General features: G+C 65.1%; 20 protein-coding genes and 1 riboswitch. Of the genes, 11 read left to right on the top strand and 9 right to left on the bottom strand.

Going from position 1 to position 18,344, the window contains the following annotated elements; all coding sequences use genetic code 11:
* Nucleotides 1-22 precede the first annotated feature (22 nt).
* From C7G42_RS15015 to C7G42_RS15005, 3 genes are all read left to right on the top strand, one after another.
* Nucleotides 23-757, top strand: a complete 735-nt coding sequence (locus C7G42_RS15015) for a TlyA family RNA methyltransferase (protein ID WP_106949768.1) — start codon at nt 23-25, stop codon at nt 755-757.
* Nucleotides 750-1,997 (top strand): class I SAM-dependent RNA methyltransferase, encoded by a 1,248-nt coding sequence (locus C7G42_RS15010; protein WP_106950418.1) that lies wholly within the window; start codon nt 750-752, stop codon nt 1,995-1,997. Before C7G42_RS15015 ends, C7G42_RS15010 begins: the two co-directional genes overlap by 8 nt.
* A gap of 94 nt (nt 1,998-2,091) precedes the next feature.
* A complete protein-coding gene (locus C7G42_RS15005) occupies nt 2,092-3,168 on the top strand; it encodes an Acg family FMN-binding oxidoreductase (protein WP_245427732.1) in 1,077 nt (358 codons plus the stop codon).
* Here C7G42_RS15005 and C7G42_RS15000 read toward each other — a convergent pair.
* From C7G42_RS15000 to C7G42_RS14990, 3 genes are all read right to left on the bottom strand, one after another.
* The gene (locus C7G42_RS15000; RefSeq protein WP_106949766.1) at nt 3,165-3,791 is read right to left on the bottom strand and encodes a hypothetical protein; all 627 of its coding nucleotides are present in this window, start codon (nt 3,789-3,791) and stop codon (nt 3,165-3,167) included. The two genes, C7G42_RS15005 and C7G42_RS15000, sit on opposite strands and share 4 nt — an antisense overlap.
* Nucleotides 3,792-3,986: 195 nt before the next feature.
* Nucleotides 3,987-4,625 carry a hypothetical protein gene (locus C7G42_RS14995; protein ID WP_106949765.1) on the bottom strand — a complete coding sequence of 213 codons (639 nt, stop codon included), beginning with the start codon at nt 4,623-4,625 and terminating at the stop codon, nt 3,987-3,989.
* Nucleotides 4,626-4,782: 157 nt separating this feature from the next.
* Entirely contained in the window at nt 4,783-5,646 is an 864-nt protein-coding gene (locus tag C7G42_RS14990) for a DUF1194 domain-containing protein (protein WP_106949764.1), read from the bottom strand.
* Nucleotides 5,647-5,916: 270 nt separating this feature from the next.
* Nucleotides 5,917-6,006: riboswitch (Fluoride riboswitch) on the top strand.
* A 36-nt stretch (nt 6,007-6,042) separates the two neighbouring features.
* Here C7G42_RS14990 and C7G42_RS14985 point away from each other — a divergent pair.
* From C7G42_RS14985 to C7G42_RS14970, 4 genes are all read left to right on the top strand, one after another.
* Nucleotides 6,043-7,314, top strand: a complete 1,272-nt coding sequence (locus C7G42_RS14985) for an MFS transporter (protein ID WP_349627527.1) — start codon at nt 6,043-6,045, stop codon at nt 7,312-7,314.
* A 28-nt stretch (nt 7,315-7,342) separates the two neighbouring features.
* Nucleotides 7,343-7,726, top strand: coding sequence for a fluoride efflux transporter CrcB (gene crcB, locus C7G42_RS14980; RefSeq protein WP_106949762.1), 384 nt, complete (start codon nt 7,343-7,345; stop codon nt 7,724-7,726).
* Nucleotides 7,727-7,850: 124 nt separating this feature from the next.
* A complete protein-coding gene (gene clpS, locus C7G42_RS14975; protein WP_106949761.1) occupies nt 7,851-8,162 on the top strand; it encodes an ATP-dependent Clp protease adapter ClpS in 312 nt (103 codons plus the stop codon).
* Between the two features lie 77 nt (nt 8,163-8,239).
* A complete protein-coding gene (locus C7G42_RS14970) occupies nt 8,240-9,001 on the top strand; it encodes a hypothetical protein (protein ID WP_199580922.1) in 762 nt (253 codons plus the stop codon).
* Nucleotides 9,002-9,022: 21 nt separating this feature from the next.
* Here the strand turns inward: C7G42_RS14970 and C7G42_RS14965 are convergent, their stop codons facing one another.
* From C7G42_RS14965 to fabI, 4 genes are all read right to left on the bottom strand, one after another.
* Complete coding sequence (locus C7G42_RS14965; protein WP_106949760.1) at nt 9,023-10,216, bottom strand: adenylate/guanylate cyclase domain-containing protein; 1,194 nt, start codon at nt 10,214-10,216, stop codon at nt 9,023-9,025.
* A 51-nt stretch (nt 10,217-10,267) separates the two neighbouring features.
* Nucleotides 10,268-11,353: a chorismate synthase gene (gene aroC / locus C7G42_RS14960; RefSeq protein ID WP_106949759.1), complete on the bottom strand. Its 1,086-nt coding sequence runs from the start codon at nt 11,351-11,353 to the stop codon at nt 10,268-10,270.
* A 188-nt stretch (nt 11,354-11,541) separates the two neighbouring features.
* The gene (locus tag C7G42_RS14955) at nt 11,542-12,141 is read right to left on the bottom strand and encodes a histidine phosphatase family protein (protein WP_106949758.1); all 600 of its coding nucleotides are present in this window, start codon (nt 12,139-12,141) and stop codon (nt 11,542-11,544) included.
* A 13-nt stretch (nt 12,142-12,154) separates the two neighbouring features.
* A complete protein-coding gene (gene fabI, locus C7G42_RS14950) occupies nt 12,155-12,970 on the bottom strand; it encodes an enoyl-ACP reductase FabI (RefSeq protein WP_106949757.1) in 816 nt (271 codons plus the stop codon).
* A 172-nt stretch (nt 12,971-13,142) separates the two neighbouring features.
* Here fabI and C7G42_RS14945 point away from each other — a divergent pair, with 172 nt between their 5' ends.
* Together C7G42_RS14945 and C7G42_RS14940 are read left to right on the top strand one after the other, a co-directional pair.
* The gene (locus C7G42_RS14945; protein WP_028144186.1) at nt 13,143-13,631 is read left to right on the top strand and encodes an RNA polymerase sigma factor; all 489 of its coding nucleotides are present in this window, start codon (nt 13,143-13,145) and stop codon (nt 13,629-13,631) included.
* Between the two features lie 105 nt (nt 13,632-13,736).
* Nucleotides 13,737-14,507: an anti-sigma factor family protein gene (locus C7G42_RS14940; RefSeq protein ID WP_106949756.1), complete on the top strand. Its 771-nt coding sequence runs from the start codon at nt 13,737-13,739 to the stop codon at nt 14,505-14,507.
* A gap of 317 nt (nt 14,508-14,824) precedes the next feature.
* On the opposite strand, the gene C7G42_RS14935 is transcribed toward C7G42_RS14940, so the two are convergent.
* Complete coding sequence (locus tag C7G42_RS14935) at nt 14,825-15,787, bottom strand: DnaJ C-terminal domain-containing protein (protein WP_106949755.1); 963 nt, start codon at nt 15,785-15,787, stop codon at nt 14,825-14,827.
* Between the two features lie 109 nt (nt 15,788-15,896).
* Nucleotides 15,897-16,304 carry an RT0821/Lpp0805 family surface protein gene (locus C7G42_RS14930; RefSeq protein WP_199580921.1) on the bottom strand — a complete coding sequence of 136 codons (408 nt, stop codon included), beginning with the start codon at nt 16,302-16,304 and terminating at the stop codon, nt 15,897-15,899.
* Between the two features lie 113 nt (nt 16,305-16,417).
* On the opposite strand from C7G42_RS14930, the gene pdxH reads away from it, so the two are divergent.
* The gene (gene pdxH / locus C7G42_RS14925) at nt 16,418-17,059 is read left to right on the top strand and encodes a pyridoxamine 5'-phosphate oxidase (RefSeq protein WP_106949754.1); all 642 of its coding nucleotides are present in this window, start codon (nt 16,418-16,420) and stop codon (nt 17,057-17,059) included.
* Nucleotides 17,060-17,085: 26 nt separating this feature from the next.
* Nucleotides 17,086-17,838, top strand: a complete 753-nt coding sequence (locus C7G42_RS14920; protein WP_106950415.1) for an SDR family NAD(P)-dependent oxidoreductase — start codon at nt 17,086-17,088, stop codon at nt 17,836-17,838.
* The last annotated feature ends 506 nt before the right edge of the window (nt 17,839-18,344 follow it).

The following is an 18,344-nucleotide window of genomic DNA, read 5'->3' as shown; positions in this document are numbered from 1 at the left end:
CGAACCCTTCTCCGGAGATCCGATGTCCCCTGCCCGCAAGCGCGCGGATGTTCTGCTGGTCGAGCGCGGCCTGTTCGAGAGCCGCGCGCGGGCGCGCGCGGCGATCGAGGCGGGTCTCGTCACGGCCGACGACAGGCAGGTCGCAAAGCCATCGGAGACGATCGCCGAGGACGCGGTGATCCAGGCCGAGCCCGCGCACCCCTACGTCTCGCGCGGCGGCGTCAAGCTCGCCGGAGCGCTGGAGCGCTACAGTATCGAGATCGAGGACCATGTCTGCCTCGACATCGGCGCTTCCACCGGCGGCTTCACCGAGGTGCTGCTGGCGAACGGCGCGAGCCTGGTGTTCGCCATCGATGTCGGCACCAGCCAGTTGCATCCCTCGCTGCGCGGCCATTCCAAGATCGTGTCGATGGAAGCGACCGACATTCGCAGCTATGACGGCAAACGGCTGCCGGCGCGGCCCGATGTCGTCGTCATCGACGTCAGCTTCATCTCGCTGAAATCAGTGTTGCCGGTGGCGCTGTCGCTCGCGGCCGCGCCGATGAGCCTGCTGGCGCTGATCAAGCCGCAATTCGAGGCTGACAGGAAGCACAACAAGAAGGGCATCGTCCGCGACGCCGCCGTGCACCGGGAGATCTGCGACGACATCGCAGCCTTTGCCGCTTCGCTCGGCTGCACCGACACCGACGTATTCCCCTCGCCGATTACGGGCGGCGACGGCAATGTCGAATTCTTCCTGGGCGCGCGTCGTGGTTGAGCGCATCAGGATCGATCATGTCGGCCATCGCGGCGACGGTGTCTGCCTCGACGCCGGTGATGCGGTCTACGTGCCCTACACGCTTGGCGGCGAGACCGTCGAGGTCGATCACGTCCTGGGCAACCATCCCGACCGCCGCAAGCTGCTCGCGGTCGACGTCGCAAGCCCCGAGCGGATCGCGCCGTTCTGTCCGCATTTCGGCGTCTGCGGCGGCTGCGCCATCCAGCATTGGGCGGCCGAGCCGTATCGGGCCTGGAAGCGCGGCATCGTGGTCGAGACGCTGGCACAGGCCGGCATCGATTGCGAGGTCGCACCGCTGGTCGATGCCCATGGCGCCGGGCGCAGGCGCATCACGCTGCACGGCCGCTTCGGCACACATGACGTCCTCAAGGTCGGCTTCTCGGCGACGAGCTCGCACGACGTCATTCCGATCGATCGTTGCCCGATCCTCGATCCGGCGCTGAATGGCGCGCTCGAAGCCGCCTGGGCGCTGGCGGAGCCGTTGACGTCCAGGATGCCGGTGACCAAGCCGCTCGACATCCAGGTCACCGCCACCGCCAACGGCCTCGATGTCGACGTCCGCGGCTCCGGCCCGCTGCCGACGCCGCTCGTCACCGCGCTCTCGCGCGTCGCCGAGCAGCACCGCCTGGCGCGACTGACGCGCCATGGCGAATTGGTGCTGCAACGCCTGGCGCCGACAATCATGATGGGCCGCGCTGAGGTGACGCTGCCGCCGGGCTCTTTCCTGCAGGCAACCGTCGCGGGCGAAGAGACGCTGGCAGCGCTCGTCGCGGAACGCATCGGCAAGGCCAAGGAGGTTCTCGACCTCTTCTGTGGCGTCGGGCCGTTCGCTCTGCGACTCGCGGAGAAGGCCCGCGTCACCGCTTTCGACAACGACGCCGGCGCCATCACCGCACTCGCGAAGGCCGCACGCACGCCGGGCCTGAAGCCGATCAAGGCAGAGCCGCGCGATCTGTTCCGCCGCCCGCTGGTGCCGCCGGAGCTACGTGATTTCGAGGCCGTGGTGTTCGACCCGCCGCGCCAGGGCGCGCAGGCGCAGGCGCTGAAGCTCGCCGCGAGCAAGGTCCCCGTGGTGGTCGCGGTGTCCTGCAACGTCGCGACCTTTGCCCGCGACGCGCGGCTGTTGATCGATGGCGGCTACAAGATCGACAGCGTCGTGCCGGTCGATCAGTTCCGGCACACGCCGCATGTGGAGCTGGTGGCCAAGTTCACGCGGTAGAGCGAGGGGTCTCCGACCTTGAGGCCTGTCAATTGCTACGCCTTCCACCAGCGCTAAAAGCGTCCTGCGCAAATTCAACGTGGAGCGAACCTTCGTGGTTGACCGACGTCAATTCATCGCGGCAGCGCTCGGACTTTCGACTGCAGCCGTTGGTGGCCCAGCTGTAGCTGCGGCCATGACCTATGACGAAGCGGCGACGTCATCACGCGTTCCGCTGCAGGCCGTACCTCGGGATCGCGAGCTCGTGCGCTTTGCCACCCTCGCCGCCAACAGCCACAACACCCAGCCGTGGATCTTCTCCGCTCGCGGCAACGAGATCGCGATCGCGCCGGACTTCGCGCGCCGCTGTCCCGCCGTCGATCCGGACGATCATCACCTCTTCGTCAGTCTCGGCTGCGCCGCCGAAAACCTCATCCTCGCCGCATCCACGCTGGGCTGGCGCGCTGATCCGGTCCTCGACGGCGACCGGATCGTGATCGCGCTCGAGCAGGCCCCGCCGGCCGCATCGGCGTTGGCGACCGCAATTCCAGCCAGGCAATGCACCCGCGCTACGTTCGACGGCAAGCCGGCGACGCCCGAGATCTTGCGCCAGCTCGAGAACGCCTGTCGCGAACCTGATGTCACGGCCATCCTGATGACCGAGCGCACCGCCATCGCCGGGGTCACCGACTATGTGCTCGAAGGTAACTCGGCGCAAATGCGCGACAAGGCCTTCATGCGTGAGCTCGTGAGCTGGCTTCGTTTCAACGAGAGCGAGGCGCTCGCGACCACGGACGGGTTGTTCTCGCCTGCGTCGGGAAATCCGTCCCTGCCGTCATGGCTGGCGCGGCCGCTGCTAAAGTTCTTCTTCACCGAGAGCGGAGAAAACAAGAGATATCGCGAACAGCTTGCCAGCTCCGCGGGCGTCGTCGTGCTCGCGGCAGATCGCAGCGACAAATCGCACTGGATCGCGGTCGGCCGTGCCTGCCAGCGCTTCGGCTTGCAGGCGACCGCACTGGGACTCAAATATTCCTTCGTCAACCAGCCGGTGGAAGTGGCAAGGCTGAGGCCGCAATTTGCGACCTCGCTCGGGCTCGGCGAGCGGCGCGCCGATATCGTAATGCGCTTCGGTTACGGCCCGGACCTGCCGAAATCGCTGCGACGTCCGCCGGAACTGGTGATGCGATCCTAACGCCGCAGGCCGCTCAGGGCCGGCGACTCGCCGGGCAGCATGTTCGATCTGATATCGCTATCCATGCGGCCGGAATCCTGCTGGATGAAACCGGCTCCGAACGACAGGCTGAGGTTTGAGGTCGGCTTGAATTCGACACCGGCAAATGCGCTGGTGCCGGGTGCCGCGCCGGTCAACGGCGCAACCGAGCTGCCGATGCCATTGCCATATTTCAACGTGTCGAAACCGGCAAAGAATGTCACGGGCATGCCGCCCATCGTCTTGGTGTTGTAGCCGAACTGCGTGCCGTCATATGAGAGCGCGCTGAAATTGCCGGCAAGTCCGTTCTGACCAAGTCCGTTCTGACCGAGGCCGGTCTGACTGAGCCCGCTCCAATTGAGGCTGCCGCGCTGGTTGCCGACGAAGAAGCCGTTCGACCCGCTGCGCCAATTTGCACCGCCGGCATTGAAGCCGGCGAAATGACCGTCAGGATCGGAACTCTGGCCCGGGCTACCGCCGAGGCCGAAAGGCCCGCCGGGGATCCAATATCGCAGCGGCGCGACCTGCGCATAGGCGGGTGCTGCGGTCAGGCAAAGCACGGCAAGCAGAGTTGCAAGACGACGTGACGAGACGAGGCTGGGCATAGAAGGCTACCGTGAGGATCTTTGCGATTATACGCCTCGAACGTCCCCAATGCCAGCGGAGCGCCCCCCCAACGTCGCAGCCGCAGCTTGGCGATCGATCGGTGTCGGCGGCTTCGCACAGGCCTGCACGATTCTGAGAGAGGCGACCGACAGTTAAAACCACCGGCGCAATCCGGCGCATCGCGGCCGTGAATGCTATGCCGTCCGGTCGACGGTGGACGACGTGTCGGCCGGTGGATATTTCGTCACCGGCACCATGAAGGATTTGGTGCCGACCTGGTAGATGATCTTGCCGTTCTGCCCATCGTCGGTCGCGATCTGCGTCTGCCCGAACATGATGACGTTCTTGTAGACGTAGCCGGTTCCCTGGCGCGTGATGCCGTCGGTGGTGACGCTGACCTGCGCTTCCTTGCCATCGACCGCGAGCACCCTGAAGCTCGCGCTCTTGCCGTTGTCGCTGGAATAGCCGCCCCAACTCCCCATGAGATTGCTGTCGGAAGCCGGCGGGGCCTGCTTCTCGAGGTTCGCGGTCTGCTTGCCGGCGCCCCCCACCGAGAACAGCAGCACCATGTTCTTGCCGTCCTTGGTACCGACGGTAACGCCGCCGAAGGTGATGAGGGTGCCCTGGACCTGGGCAAAGCCGCGATCGGTACGGCCGTTATGGGTGTACTCGACCTGCGCCCGGGAGCCGCGGATGTTCACGACCTTGAAGCCGACGGGCTGGTTGCCGTTGCCCACCCAATTGCCCTTCCAGTCGCCGACCAGAGCGCTCTGGTGATACAGGCGCTCGTTGGCGGGCGATATCTGGTTGGTGCTCGATGAGATGACGGCCATGGCATTGCTCGGACGGGCCTGACAACCCGCTTTGCTCGCTTCGGCAATGTCAGGATGCCGACTTGAAACGAACAGAAACTATGAGATTAGGACCCGGCGTCGGTAAACGAATGGTTAAATTCTTTATCGGCCGGGCGGTCAAAAGGTCTCACCGGGTTTAGCGCCCCCAACGGTCCGACCAGATCTTCTCGCCGATAAGGCAGTTGACGCGCGGCTCCTTGTCGGCGACCCGCATCACGGGACGCTCCGGCGTGCGGCCGGCGACCTCCATCAGCAGCTTGGTGCGGATCGCCTCCTTGAACTTGTCGCGATCCTTGATCGTGATGACGAAGGAGCCGGGACCGCCGATGACGCAGTCCTCGTAGTAGAAATCGAGATTGTCGATATCCATGGTCGAATAGGACGGCTCCTTGACCATGATCGGCAGGCCGTTGATGACGATGCCCTTCTCCAGCGCGGCATCCCGCGCCACCGTGACCGGGCCGCCATTGTTGTTGGGGCCATCGCCGGAGATGTCGATGACGCGGCGCAGGCCCCGATAGGGATCCTCGTCGAACAGCGGCATCGCGAACGTGATCGCGCCGGAGATCGAGGTGCGCGAGGCGCGCCGGATCGGCGTCTTCATGATTTCGGCGGCGACCGCGTCCGCCGTCTCGGGGCCGTCGACCAGCCGCCAGGGGATGATGATCTTCTGGTCGCTCGAGGCGGCCCACTCGAAATAGGTCACCGCGATCCGGCCGTTCGGGCCGAGCTTCAGCGCTTGAAGGAACTCCTTCGACTGGATCGCCTGCGCGTAGCCTTCGCGCTGGATCGCGAGCTCGTCCATGTCCATGGAGTAAGACACGTCGACGGCGAGGATCAGCTCGACGTCGACCGTCTGCGCGTCCCTGTCGGCCGCAAGCCGCTGCGGCTCGTTCTTTGGCGGTTCGAATTTTGGTCCCGGTGCCGCGATGCCCGCGACATCCCCTCCGGCAAACATGCCGGCCACCAGCACAGCCCCGATCGAGAACAGCATGCGCATCGCAGTCTCCCGTCGTATGACGCGATGGTGACATGCAATCGCCGAGCCGCAAAGGGCGAAGATCGCTTGCGCTTCACATTCGAGTTAAGGAATTGCGGCTTGGAAGTGCACGCGCCTTGCGCAAAGCGGCCACGGTGTTCCGCGCTCGTCTGTCGGAACGCGCCAAATTGCTCGCATCATCGGGGCTCACGATGCGCGAAGTCGGAACGACCAGCCGCGGGACGGGGCGCTCCACCCACTTGTCCGGCACGATTTCCATGCTAGGTTGGCCACAGAGATGGGGATGGAGTCCCCCGATAACCGCCCGCCGGTCTTGAACCCGATCTTGGACCGTGATGGGCTGATGACTCCTGCTTGAGGAGGGGCGATTTTTGCGCCTCTGCCTTCGGCGGGAGCATGGACAAACCCGCCAATGGCGGGTTTTTTTGTTGTCTGGTGCAAAGGCCAGGAGAAGACGAAGACGTGACGACGACACCGAATGCTGCACGTCGCGCGCTGCCCAGGGGGATCTGGGTGCTCGGCTTCGTCTCGATGCTGATGGACATCTCCTCAGAGATGATCCACGCGCTGCTGCCGGTCTATCTCGTCACCGTGCTCGGCGCTTCGACGCTCACCGTCGGCTTCATCGAGGGCATCGCGGAGGCGACGGCCTCGATCACCAAGATCTTTTCCGGCGCGTTGTCCGACTGGCTCGGCAAGCGCAAGCTGCTCGCGGCGCTCGGCTATGGCCTCGCGGCCCTCACCAAGCCGCTCTTCCCGCTTGCGTCCAGCGTCGAATGGCTGGTGGCGGCGCGCTTCGTCGATCGCATCGGCAAGGGCATCCGCGGCGCGCCGCGCGATGCGCTGATCGCCGATATTGTCCCCGTCGGACTGCGCGGGGCCAGCTTTGGCCTGCGGCAGTCGCTCGACACCATCGGCGCCTTCGTCGGGCCGCTTCTGGCGATCGGCCTGATGTGGTGGACGGCGGACAATTTCGCTCTCGTGTTCTGGTTCGCGGTGCTGCCGGCCTTCCTGTCGTTCGGCCTGATCGCCTTTGCCGTGAGCGAGCCCGAGCCGGACCCAAGCCGGGAGGCGGCCAGGAATCCACTCAATCTCGCCGCGATGCGGCAGCTCGGTGCGGTCTATTGGCGCGTCGTGGCCGTCGGAATCGTCTTCACACTCGCGCGCTTCAGCGAGGCCTTCTTGATCCTGCGCGCACAGAACATCGGGCTCAATGTGATGTGGGTGCCGGCCGTCCTGGTGCTCATGAACGTCGTCTACGCGCTGTCGGCCTATCCGGCCGGCGTGCTCTCCGACCGGATCAACCGGACCGGCCTGCTCGCGCTCGGACTCGTGTTCCTCGCGGGAGCCGATCTCGCGCTCGCGCTGCTGCCGAGCCTCGGCGGCCTCGCACTCGGCGTCGTGCTGTGGGGGCTGCATATGGGACTGACGCAAGGATTGCTCTCGGCGCTCGTCGCCGACGCCGCGCCGCCCAGCCTGCGCGGCACCGCGTTCGGCTATTTCAACCTGTTCACCGGCCTTGCCTTGCTGGCCGCGAGCGTGATCGCCGGCGCGCTGTGGGATGCCTATGGTCCGGCCGGCACATTCCTCGCAGGGCTCGGATTCGCATTGATCGCGCTCGTAGGACTCTTGGCCGTCGGCAACGGTCTGGCAGCGGGGGACAAATGATGCAATTCGCAAACAAGGGAACGAGACTTTGAACATTCAATACATTCTCGCCGTCGCCGGCGGCGGGGCGCTCGGCGCCGTCGTCCGTTATCTCGTCGCGATCGGTTCGGGCCGGGCGTTCGGCGCGGATTTTCCCTGGGGTACCTTGATCATCAACGTGACCGGATCGTTCCTGATCGGCACGTTCACCGCTCTGTTCGCGACCAGATGGAACCTTCCGCAAGCCGCACGCATCTTTCTCACCGTTGGAATCTGCGGCGGGTACACCACGTTCTCGACCTTCTCGCTGGATGCCTGGTACCTGATCGAGCGCGGGCAGACATGGGCGTCAGCCGCCTATATGGTCGCATCCGTCGCATTGTCGGTGGCGGCTTTGGTCGCCGCGCTCCATCTCGTCCGCGCGCTTCCATGAGCGAAGCGGGCGTGCGATGCATTCCTGCCCGGCCGCAGCTGCATGATGGGACCGGGCACCCATCTTGGAGAGCCTCCCCCTCCTGCGCTATGGTACGCTCGCTCATCACAGTGTTTCGGACGCGATGAACGACACCACCGCCAAGCCCAAAATCAGGACTAGGACCAAGACCAAGGTCGAGCGGCCGAAGCTGCACAAGGTCATCCTGATCAACGACGACTACACGCCGCGCGAGTTCGTCACCATGATCCTCAAGGCCGAATTCCGCATGACGGAGGATCAGGCCTACAAGGTGATGATCACTGCGCACAAACTCGGCGCCTGCGTCGTCGCCGTGTTCACCAAGGACGTCGCCGAGACCAAGGCCACCCGCGCCACCGATGCCGGCCGCGCCAAGGGCTATCCGCTGCTGTTCACGACCGAACCGGAGGAATAAAGGCCGGTCTGCCCCTTCGGATCAATTTTAGCTATCGGCGCTACCGCAGGTTTAATCTCCTGTGCCACCACAACGCGATGACAGTCGCACTGCGCAAACAGCTCGCACTCGAGCCAGCCCGCCCCGAAACCTCGTTTGGTCCGTTCAAGCTGCTGCACGCCCTGCCCTGGCTGATCCTGGCGGCTGCAATGCGCGTGATCGCGTTCGGCGGCGGCGCCGTGGCGCTGCCGGCCATCATCGTCGCCGACATTTCGGTGCTGCTGGCCTTCTTTGCGACGGCACGACAATCGATCGAGGCTGCCGGCGGCCAATCCTCGCTCGGCACGCTGACATTGGGCGAACAGTTCAAGCTCTCCTTCTCGATCCTGTGGCGGATCATGCTCGTGATGATCACAGCGGCGCTCAGCGCCGCAGCGATCGGCTACGAGGCTTCGTATCATCTGATGGCGGGCCTCGACGGCATGGCATTCGACCAGTTCACCCATCCCGGTCGGTTCTGGAGTGCATGGATCGCCGCACTCGTGCTGCTCATGATCGTCCGCGCCGAGCGCGACGACGGCAAGGTCGCCCTGTTCGCCGCGATCGGCGAATTCGTGCGGCGCGGGCTGTGGCTCGGCGCAGCCGTCATCGTGCTCGGCGCGGTCAACGTCGCCCTCGCCTATGGACAGGAAGCCGTGCGGATCGCGATCTGGAATTTCTGGCAGACCTCGTCGGCGACGCAGTTCACCAAGAACCTGATCTATTTCTGCTTCATCTTCAGTTTTGCGATGCTGCGGCTGTGGATCACTCTGACGATCCTGACTCTTGGTCTGAGACAGTCCTATGTCCGCATTGACTAGTTCCGCCGACGATGCCGTCCGCTAGGCCATCACCGCCGGCGTCTCCTCACGGAGTCCATACACACGCTGCGCCTTGGAAAATCCTGCGATCGGAAATTCGCCGAGTTCGTGCCAATCGTGTCGGCCGACATTGGCGAAACCTTCCGAGGCGACGACGGTCCGTCCCAGCCGACCCGTGATCTTCTCGAGCCTCGCGGCAAGGTTCACGGCCGGTCCGATGCAGGTGAAGTCGAGGCGGTTGCCGCCGCCGATATTGCCGTAGAGGATATTGCCGACGTGCAGCGCGACGCCGAAGCGGAAGCGCTCGACGACGTCGCCGACCGGAAAGGCGAGCGCCTCGACGCTGGCGCGGGATTCGCGCGCCGCCTCCAGCACGCGCGAACAAACATGGGCTGCGTCGCCGACATATTCGTCGATCGGAAACACCGCGAGCAGGCCGTCGCCCATGAATTTCAGCACCTCGCCGCCATGGCCGCGGATCGCGGCGACCTGACAGTCGAAATACTGATTGAGGATCTCGACCACGGTCTCGGCCGGCAGCCGGTCCGACAGCGCGGTGAAGCCGCGCAGATCCGACAGCCAGATCGCGGCCTGCATGGTGTCGTTGTGGCCGCGGCGGATCTGGCCGCCGAGGATGCGCGCGCCGGCGCGGTTGCCGACATAGGTGTCGAGCAGCATCTCGGCGGTACGGCGAAGCGAGATGATCTCGATGATGCGCGCCAGCGGTTCGATGATCACGCGAAGCGCCGCGATCTGCTCCGGATCGAAGCCGCCAGGCTGCCGTGTGCTCACGCTCATCGCGTGAAGCGTGCCGTCGAGAAAGTGAAGCGGCAGCGCCAGATAGTCGGTCGCGCCCTCGTTCCTGAGATCGAGCAGGACCGGAAAGCGCTCGGCCTCGGGACCATGCGGATTGCCCCTCACCTCGACCTCGTCGCTGAACACGATGCTGAGGGGGCTGGCCTGGAACTCCGGGGTGGTTTGGATTTCGAAGTCGACCGTGCCCATCTGGATGCCCGACACGCCCTCGGTCCAGATGAAGTTGCGGCCGAACACCTCCGGATGCAGCGTCCGGATGAAGACCCCGACGCGCCAGAGTGGCAGTCCGGCCTCGACCATGCGCTCGCAGCACTCGGCCATCCAGCCTTCGGGATTGTCCATGGGGTGCCGGGCCGAGATCAGCCAGTCGACGACATCATGATGTGAAACGCTGCTCATGGTCACATCGTGCCGGATCGACGACGGTCCCGCCAGCGTGAAGATGGGCGATCAGCCGACCTGTCCGCGATGCCTCAGCAAATGATCGGCCAGCACGCAGGCCATCATGGCTTCGCCGACGGGGACGGCGCGGATGCCGACGCAGGGGTCATGGCGGCCCTTGGTAAAGATCTCGGTGTCCGCACCTTTGCGATCGACCGTGAGACGCGGCTGCAGGATCGAGGAGGTCGGCTTCACTGCGAAACGCACCACGATCGGCTGCCCCGTGGAAATGCCGCCCAGCACGCCGCCGGCATGGTTGGACAAAAAGCGCGTGCCGTCATTGCCGGTGCGCATCTCGTCGGCGTTCTCTTCGCCGGTCAGCTCGGCGGCGCCGAAACCGGCGCCGATCTCGACGCCCTTCACCGCGTTGATGGTCATCATCGCGCCCGCCAGATCGGAATCGAGCTTGGCGTAGATCGGCGCACCAAGGCCGGCCGGTACGCCTTCGGCGACCACCTCGATCACCGCGCCGATCGAGGAGCCGCTCTTGCGGATGCCGTCGAGATAGGTCTCGAAGAACGCGGCCTTGTCCTTGTCAGGGCAGAAGAACGGATTCTTGGCGATCTCGTCCCAGTCCCATTTCGCGCGGTCGATCTTGTGTGGGCCGATCTGCACCAGTGCGCCGCGCACCTTCACGTCAGGCAGCACCTTGCGCGCAATGGCACCCGCGGCGACGCGCGTCGCCGTCTCGCGCGCCGAGGAGCGGCCGCCGCCGCGATAATCGCGCAGGCCATATTTGGCCTCATAGGTGAAGTCGGCGTGACCCGGACGAAACTTGTCCTTGATCTCGGAATAGTCCTTCGAGCGCTGGTCGGTGTTCTCGATCAGGAGTCCGATCGGCGTGCCCGTCGTCACCTGCACGCCGGTCTCCGGATGCGCCATCACGCCGGACAGGATCTTGACCTGGTCCGGCTCCTGGCGCTGGGTGGTGAAGCGCGACTGGCCTGGCCGGCGGCGATCGAGGTCCTGCTGGATGTCGGCCTCGGTGAGCGGGATCATCGGCGGACAGCCATCGACCACGCAGCCGATCGCCACTCCATGGCTCTCGCCGAAGGTGGTGACGCGGAACATGTGGCCGAAGGTGTTGAAGGACATCGCTGCTCGCTGGATCGTAAGTCAGTGCTGACTTAGCTCGCCCCGAAATATGCGTCAAATATGCCCGCAGTCGTCGTGGCCGGGCCTGTCCCGGCCATCCACGTTCCGGGCCGCCACGAGCGAGTAAGTGCGTGGATTCCCGGGACAAGCCCGGGCATGACGGCCCAAGATGGGGCAGCGCGCCGGGCTTAACTGAACTTCTCCAGCCGCCCCTCACGAAACACGTAGACGGCGCCCTGCTCGATATAGAGCTCGGCGGCGCTCGCCGGCGTCTCCAGGCCGAGCGAGACCATCAGGGCCCGGCAGGTGCCGCCATGGGCCACCGCGACGGTGTCGGTCCGAAGCTGGTCGTACCAAGCGCGCACGCGGACCTGCACGTCAGCGTAGGTCTCCGCGCCCACAGGTCCCACCGTCCATTTGTCGGCGAGGCGCCTGGCGTAGATTTCGGGATCTTTGGCCTCGCTCTCGGCCAGCGTCAGCCCCTCCCAGACGCCGTAGCCGATCTCGCGCAGGCGATCGTCGAGCGCGTATTCAGCAAGCGGCAATTCGAGCTTGCCGCGCGCGAGCTCCATGGTCTGGCGTGCACGGCCGAGCGGGCTCGACACGTAAGGTAGCGCCGCCTTGTCCTTGTCGTCGCGCTTGAAGAGGTCCGCCAGCACGCCGCCGGCCTGCATGGCCTGATCGCGGCCGCGCGCGTTCAGCGGAATGTCCTTGGTGCCCTGAAGCCTGCCGAGCGCATTCCACTCGGTCTCGCCGTGACGAAGGTAATAGATCGTGGGCACGGGCATTCCAGATCTATGGCTAGTCCTTGCTGCCGAACGCAATGTCCGGCGCGTCAGGCCGCTTCATGCCGAGCACGTGATAGCCGGAATCGACGTGATGCACCTCGCCGGTGACGCCGCGCGAGAGGTCGGAGAGGAGATACAGCGCGCTGCCGCCGACGTCCTCGGTCGACACATTGCGGCGGAGCGGCGCGTTGGCCTCGTTCCACTTCAGGATATAGCGGAAGTCGCCGATGCCGGACGCCGCCAGCGTCTTGATCGGACCTGCCGAGATCGCATTGACGCGGATGTTCTTCTCGCCGAGGTCGGCGGCGAGATAGCGCACGCTGGCTTCGAGTGCCGCCTTGGCAACGCCCATCACGTTGTAATGCGGCATCCACTTCTCGGCGCCGTAATAGCTCAGCGTGATCAGCGAGCCGCCGTCGGTCATCAGCTTCTCGGCGCGCTGCGCCACGGCCGTGAACGAGTAACAGGAGATCAGCATCGACTTGGAGAAATTCTCCTGCGTGGTGTCGACGTAGCGGCCGTCGAGCTGCTCGCCATAGGCGATCGCATGCACGAGGAAGTCGATCTTGCCCCATTTCTCCTGCAGCACCGCGAACGCGGCATCGATGGTCGCGGCATCCGTGACGTCGCAATGGCCGAGCACGAGGCCACCGATCTCGGCGGCGAGCGGCTCGACGCGCTTTTTCAGCGCATCGCCCTGATAGGTGAAGGCGAGCTCGGCGCCGGCGGCGTGGCATGCCTTGGCGATGCCCCAGGCGATCGAGCGGTTGTTGGCAACGCCGAGGACCACTCCGCGCTTGCCTTGCATCAGACCCGAATTCTGCGCCATTTTTGAACGTCCCGTCGAACTCTTGGTGAGGCCTGGAGGTACACCAGCCCTCCCTCGCGGTACAGCCCTAATACGCCGCGTTAACGCTGTTTCGAGCGGCGGAATAGCCGTTCCGTTCGGGTGTTATGATCGTTGAGGCGCTCGCGCCTGATACCAGGACGTCAAGACCGCAATGAGTGCGTTTCGCCAGAGTGTGGAAGCCATGATCCCGGCGTTGCGCCGCTACGCCCGCGCGCTCACGCGCGACGCGGACGCGGCCGACGATCTGGTGCAGGACACGCTAGTGCGGGCACTGCGTTCGGAGCGATTGTTTCTCGGAGGCGACGTCAGGAGCTGGCTCTACACGATCCTGACCAACCTCAACAAGAACAGGCGGCGCTCGCTGGCGAGGCGGCCGCAATTCATGCAGTTGACGGAGAACAACCCGGATGCCAGCGGCACCGAAGCCGAAGGGCGCGACATCGAGAGGGCGCTGGCGACGCTCGTCGAGGAGCAACGCTCGGTGTTGCTCCTCGTCATGCTGGAGGGCATGAGCTACCGCGAGGTCGCCGACATCCAGGGCGTGCCGATCGGCACCGTGATGTCGCGCCTCGCCCGCGCCCGCGCCCACGTCAAGGCCTCGCTGGAGGGCGAGCGCCCGACGCTCAGGCGGGTGAAATGATGGCAGGTTTGATGCACGCGTGTCGTCCGCCCCCAGCATGCTGATGAGCTACGCGAAGTTGAGCTTTGAACGACATTTAGGGCCACAGAGCCAGAGACGATCGATATGAACGACCGCAAGATCCCAGTGACCGAGGACGAACTGCACGCCTATGTCGACGGCGAGCTGCCGGCCGAGCGCCGCGCCGACGTCGAGGCCTGGCTTGCCGCCCACCCCGATGAGGCCGAGCGCGTGCAGTCCTGGCGCGCCATGGCTGAGATGCTGCACGCCCGCTACGACGCTATCGCCCAGGAGCCGGTGCCGGCACGGCTGGAGCTCGAGCGGCTGGAACGCCGCCCGCGCCAGTGGCTCTATGGCGCCGCCGCGGCGGTGCTGGTTGCGTTCGTCGCCGGCGGCTCGGCCGGCTGGGTCGCGCATGGCGCCGCCAATGCCCCCTCGACCTTCCAGAGCTTTACGGCGGATGCGCTCGACGCCCACCGCCTCTATGTCGTCGAGGTCCGCCACCCCGTCGAGGTCGGCGGCAACGAGCGCGATCACCTTCAGGCCTGGCTGACCCGGCGCTGCGGCTGGACCGTGTTCGCGCCGAACCTGGAGGCGAGCGGACTCAAGCTCGTCGGCGGCCGGCTCTTGCCGGGTCCGAACGGGCCGGCCTCTTTCCTGATGTATGAGGGTGCCTCGGGCGAACGCTACACGATCTACACCGCCAAGACCGAGAATGGTGCGACGCAAATGCGTTACGCCAACACGGACAAGGACGGCGCATTGTTCTGGGCCGAACGCGGCGTCGGCTACGTCGTCAGCGGCGGCGGCGATCGCGACCGGCTGACCAGGGTGGCGCAAGCGGTCTATGATCAGGCCGAGAAAAACGGCACCTAGACAACCGTGCGAGCACGGTGCCCAGATTCCGACATTGAAAATTTGGAATGAAGACATCGGCGCGTCTCATTATCGCACCGGATGATCACGCGAAAATGAGCAGCGTTCGATCCGCCGATCGACGCGGGCGGCCTCGATTGGGGTTTTTGGTACCGCGCTGGTCCCCCTCTCGAGGCCGCACCTTTTTATCGGCTGCCCCGCCGGGCAACCGACACGTCGAGCATCGAAGCGCTACCACGCTCCAGGCATATGATGAGCATCATCTCCTCGACGATGCCCTAGGCCTTTAGGAGAACCCCTTTGATTCGGATCTTGCCCTAACCAAGCCCGCTACGTGGATTGTAGGGGTGCTGGTCCCGCCATTTCTCCATCAATGCTTCAAGCTCGGCGTCGTTCCCGTCCGGTAGCATAATCCTGATGGTGACGAAGAGATCCCCGGTTCCTCCAGTCTTCGGCAAGCCCTTGCCCTTGAGACGAAAGGTCCGGCCGCTGGAGGTGTTCTTCGGAACCGAGAGCTCCACGGCATTGCCGAGGGTGGGCACCCGGACCTTGGCCCCGAGCACCGCCTCATAGAGCGTGACCGGGAGGTCGATCCGCAGATCGGCGCCCTCGATCTTGAAGTAGGCGTGGGGCGCGATGCTGATGGTGATCAGGAGATCACCGGGCGGATGGCCCTGCGCGGACTCGCCCTGCCCCCGAAGCCGGATCTGCTGACCCTCGGTGACGCCGGCCGGAATCTTGACGTTGAGCTCCTTGCCCGTCGGCAGCCGGACGCGCTTCTCGCCGCCCTTGACCGCCTCTTCCAGCGAGACGGACATGGCAACGTTCACGTCGAGATCGAGCCCGACGCCGCCGGTGTCGAATTCAAACTGGGCGCCGCCGCCGGCCCCGGGCCGGGCGCCACGCATCCCCCCGCCGAACATGCTGTTGAGGATATCCTCGAACCCGCCGCCGCCCTGGCCGGGACCGCCGCCGGAGCGGAACGTATAGCTTTCGAACCCGCCGGGACCCGCGCGGCCGCGCGGCCCGCCACCACCCGGAAAACCCTGGAAGCGCGGCTTGCCGTCGGCGTCGATCTCGCCGCGGTCGAACTGCTTGCGCTTGTCCTCGTCGCCGAGGATCTCGTTCGCCGAGTTGATCTCGGAGAAGCGCTCGGCGGCTTTCGGGTCATCCTTGTTGCTGTCGGGATGATGCTTCTTGGCAAGCTTGCGATAGGCGCTCTTGATCGCGGCAGCGCTTGCGCTCCGCGGCACCCCCAAGACCTCATAGGGGTCGCGCATCCGTCACGTCTCCTTCAGGACATCGAATTGTTCAAAGGGCTCCCCGCCCCACCTGCGATCCATGTGGGGGTGGAGTGGCATTTTTGCAACTAGGTCCGCAGACCGAATCCTAGCTCCGCCACGGCTTTAGCGTATGAATCTCCCAACGGCCACGGGTGCTTTGGCAGCCGGCGCCCTGGAGCCAGCTTTCGGTCGCCCCGTTGACGTAGCTCGCCAGGAAATCGCGGCATCTGCGGCCGTCCTCGGCGGCATAGGATTGCGCGATCGGCGTCACCGAACCGCGCGCGCCGGTCTCCGGATTCTCCCAATGCTGGCTGGAATCCCTGTCGCCCTTGCTGAGGACGTCGGAAGCGGCGTTGCGGGCGAAGGCGAGATCGGTCTCGGTTGGCGGGGCGTCCTTCGCCGGCCGCGCGATCGAACCGGTGAGGTCGCTGTCGTCGGCCTTGGCATAGGCGCCGGTGTCATTGCGGGAAAAGCTGCAGCCGCCGGTGCCGAGCCCGATCAAAATCATCGTCATCACGAAGCCCGACGGCCGGATCGCCGATAGGCCAACGCATCCCCATGCCCTATATAGGGCGGCAGCGGACAACAACGCGTTTTGGGCCGCGGGACGCAACTCGGACTCCAGACATGACCGACACGACCTCGATGAAACACCAGACACCCTTAACATCCGGTGATTTTACCGCCGCCGATGAACCATTTGCTCTGTTCGAGGCCTGGTTGAACGAGGCGATCAAGAGCGAGCCGAACGATCCGAACGCCATGGCGCTCGCAACCGTCGACCCCGACGGGCTGCCGGATGTGCGCATGGTGCTGATGAAGGGCTTCGATACCGAGGGTTTTGTCTTCTACAGCCACATCGCCAGCCAGAAGGGCCGCGAACTCGCCGCAAACCCTAAGGCAGCGTTACTTTTTCACTGGAAGTCGCTGCGCCGTCAGGTCCGCATCCGCGGCAACGTGACGCCGGTGACCGAGGCCGAAGCCGACGCCTATTTCGCGACGCGACCGAAGCAGGCGCAGATCGGCGCCTGGGCGAGCAAGCAGTCGCAGGAGCTGGAGAGCCGCTTCGCTTTCGAACAGGCCATCGCGAAAGTCGCGGCCAGACACGTCATCGGCGAAGTGCCGCGGCCGCCGGGCTGGAGCGGCTGGCGCATCACGCCGTCGCGGATCGAGTTCTGGCACGACCGCCCGTTCCGCTTGCACGACCGCATCGAATTTCGCCGTGACGCGGCCGGCCAACCGTGGTCCAAGACGCGGATGTATCCGTGAGCTTTAGGGCGACCTGAAAGATGTCCATGCCGCATTCGTCCAATGCGCCGCGCCGCACGCTGCTCCTGACTGGAGCCAGCCGCGGCATCGGCCACGCCACCGTGATCCGCTTCTCCTCGGCGGGGTGGCGTGTCATCACCTGCTCGCGGCATCCGTTCCCGGAGGATTGTCCATGGGATGCCGGCCCTGAGGATCACATCCAGGTCGATCTCAGCAATCCCGCGGACACGACACGCGCGATCTCCGATATCCGCGACCGCCTCGAAGGCGGCATGCTGCACGCGCTGGTGAACAACGCCGCGATCTCGCCGAAGGGCCCGGGCGGCTCCCGGCTCGGCTCGGTCGACACCGACCTCGATACCTGGACGCACGTGTTTCACGTCAATTTCTTCGCGCCGATCATGATCGCGCGCGGGCTGATCGAAGAGTTGAAGGCCGCCAAGGGCTCCGTGGTGAACGTCACCTCGATCGCAGGCTCGCGCGTGCATCCCTTCGCCGGCGCCGCCTACGCCACGTCGAAAGCTGCGCTCGCATCGCTGACGCGCGAGATGGCGTCCGATTTCGGACGCGTCGGCGTCCGCGTCAACGCGATCGCACCTGGCGAGATCGACACTTCGATCCTGTCGCCCGGCACCGAAAAGATCGTCGATCAGCAGATTCCGCTGCACCGCCTCGGCACGCCCGACGAGGTCGCCAAGATCATCTACGTGCTGTGCACGGACACCAGTTCTTACGTCAACGGCGCCGAGATCCACATCAACGGCGGCCAGCACGTCTGATCGTTTCGCGTCGTTGCGCGGCCGGTATGGAGCAAGGGCGACGCCCCCTCTCTCGTGTCCCGGACGCGCTGCGGCACGCAGTGACGCTGCGCCGCGTCCGGGGCACGAGGGCGGAGTGTGGCGCACGCTCTCTCCACGTCATTGCGAGGGGCCCTCGCGACGAAGCAATCCAGAATCCTTTCGCGGAGGGATTCTGGATTGCTTCGCTGCGCTCGCAATGACGGAGCGAGTTTCGGCTGCGCACTCTCCAACTCGCATTTCGTTTGCAGACATGCCTGCGCGTTCTCGCGGCGCAATTCGCCCGAGCTTTGCTTGATCACTCCACCCCCTAAATCCAAGAGGGCGCAGGGAAGGCCGGGTGCCGGCTGGCACCCGCGGTCTGCTGCGCGAATAATGCGCAAAAAAAGACCGCACAGCAGCATACAGGTGTCGCCGATCACTCGGCCTTCCCTGCGCGATGGCTGGACGGCTTATGCCGTGATCTCCCGGGAGCCGACCATTCCTTT

It is taken from the genome of Bradyrhizobium sp. MOS003, from assembly GCF_003020125.1.
GTDB lineage: Bacteria > Pseudomonadota > Alphaproteobacteria > Rhizobiales > Xanthobacteraceae > Bradyrhizobium.
This window is presented reverse-complemented; position numbering and strand designations above follow the sequence as displayed.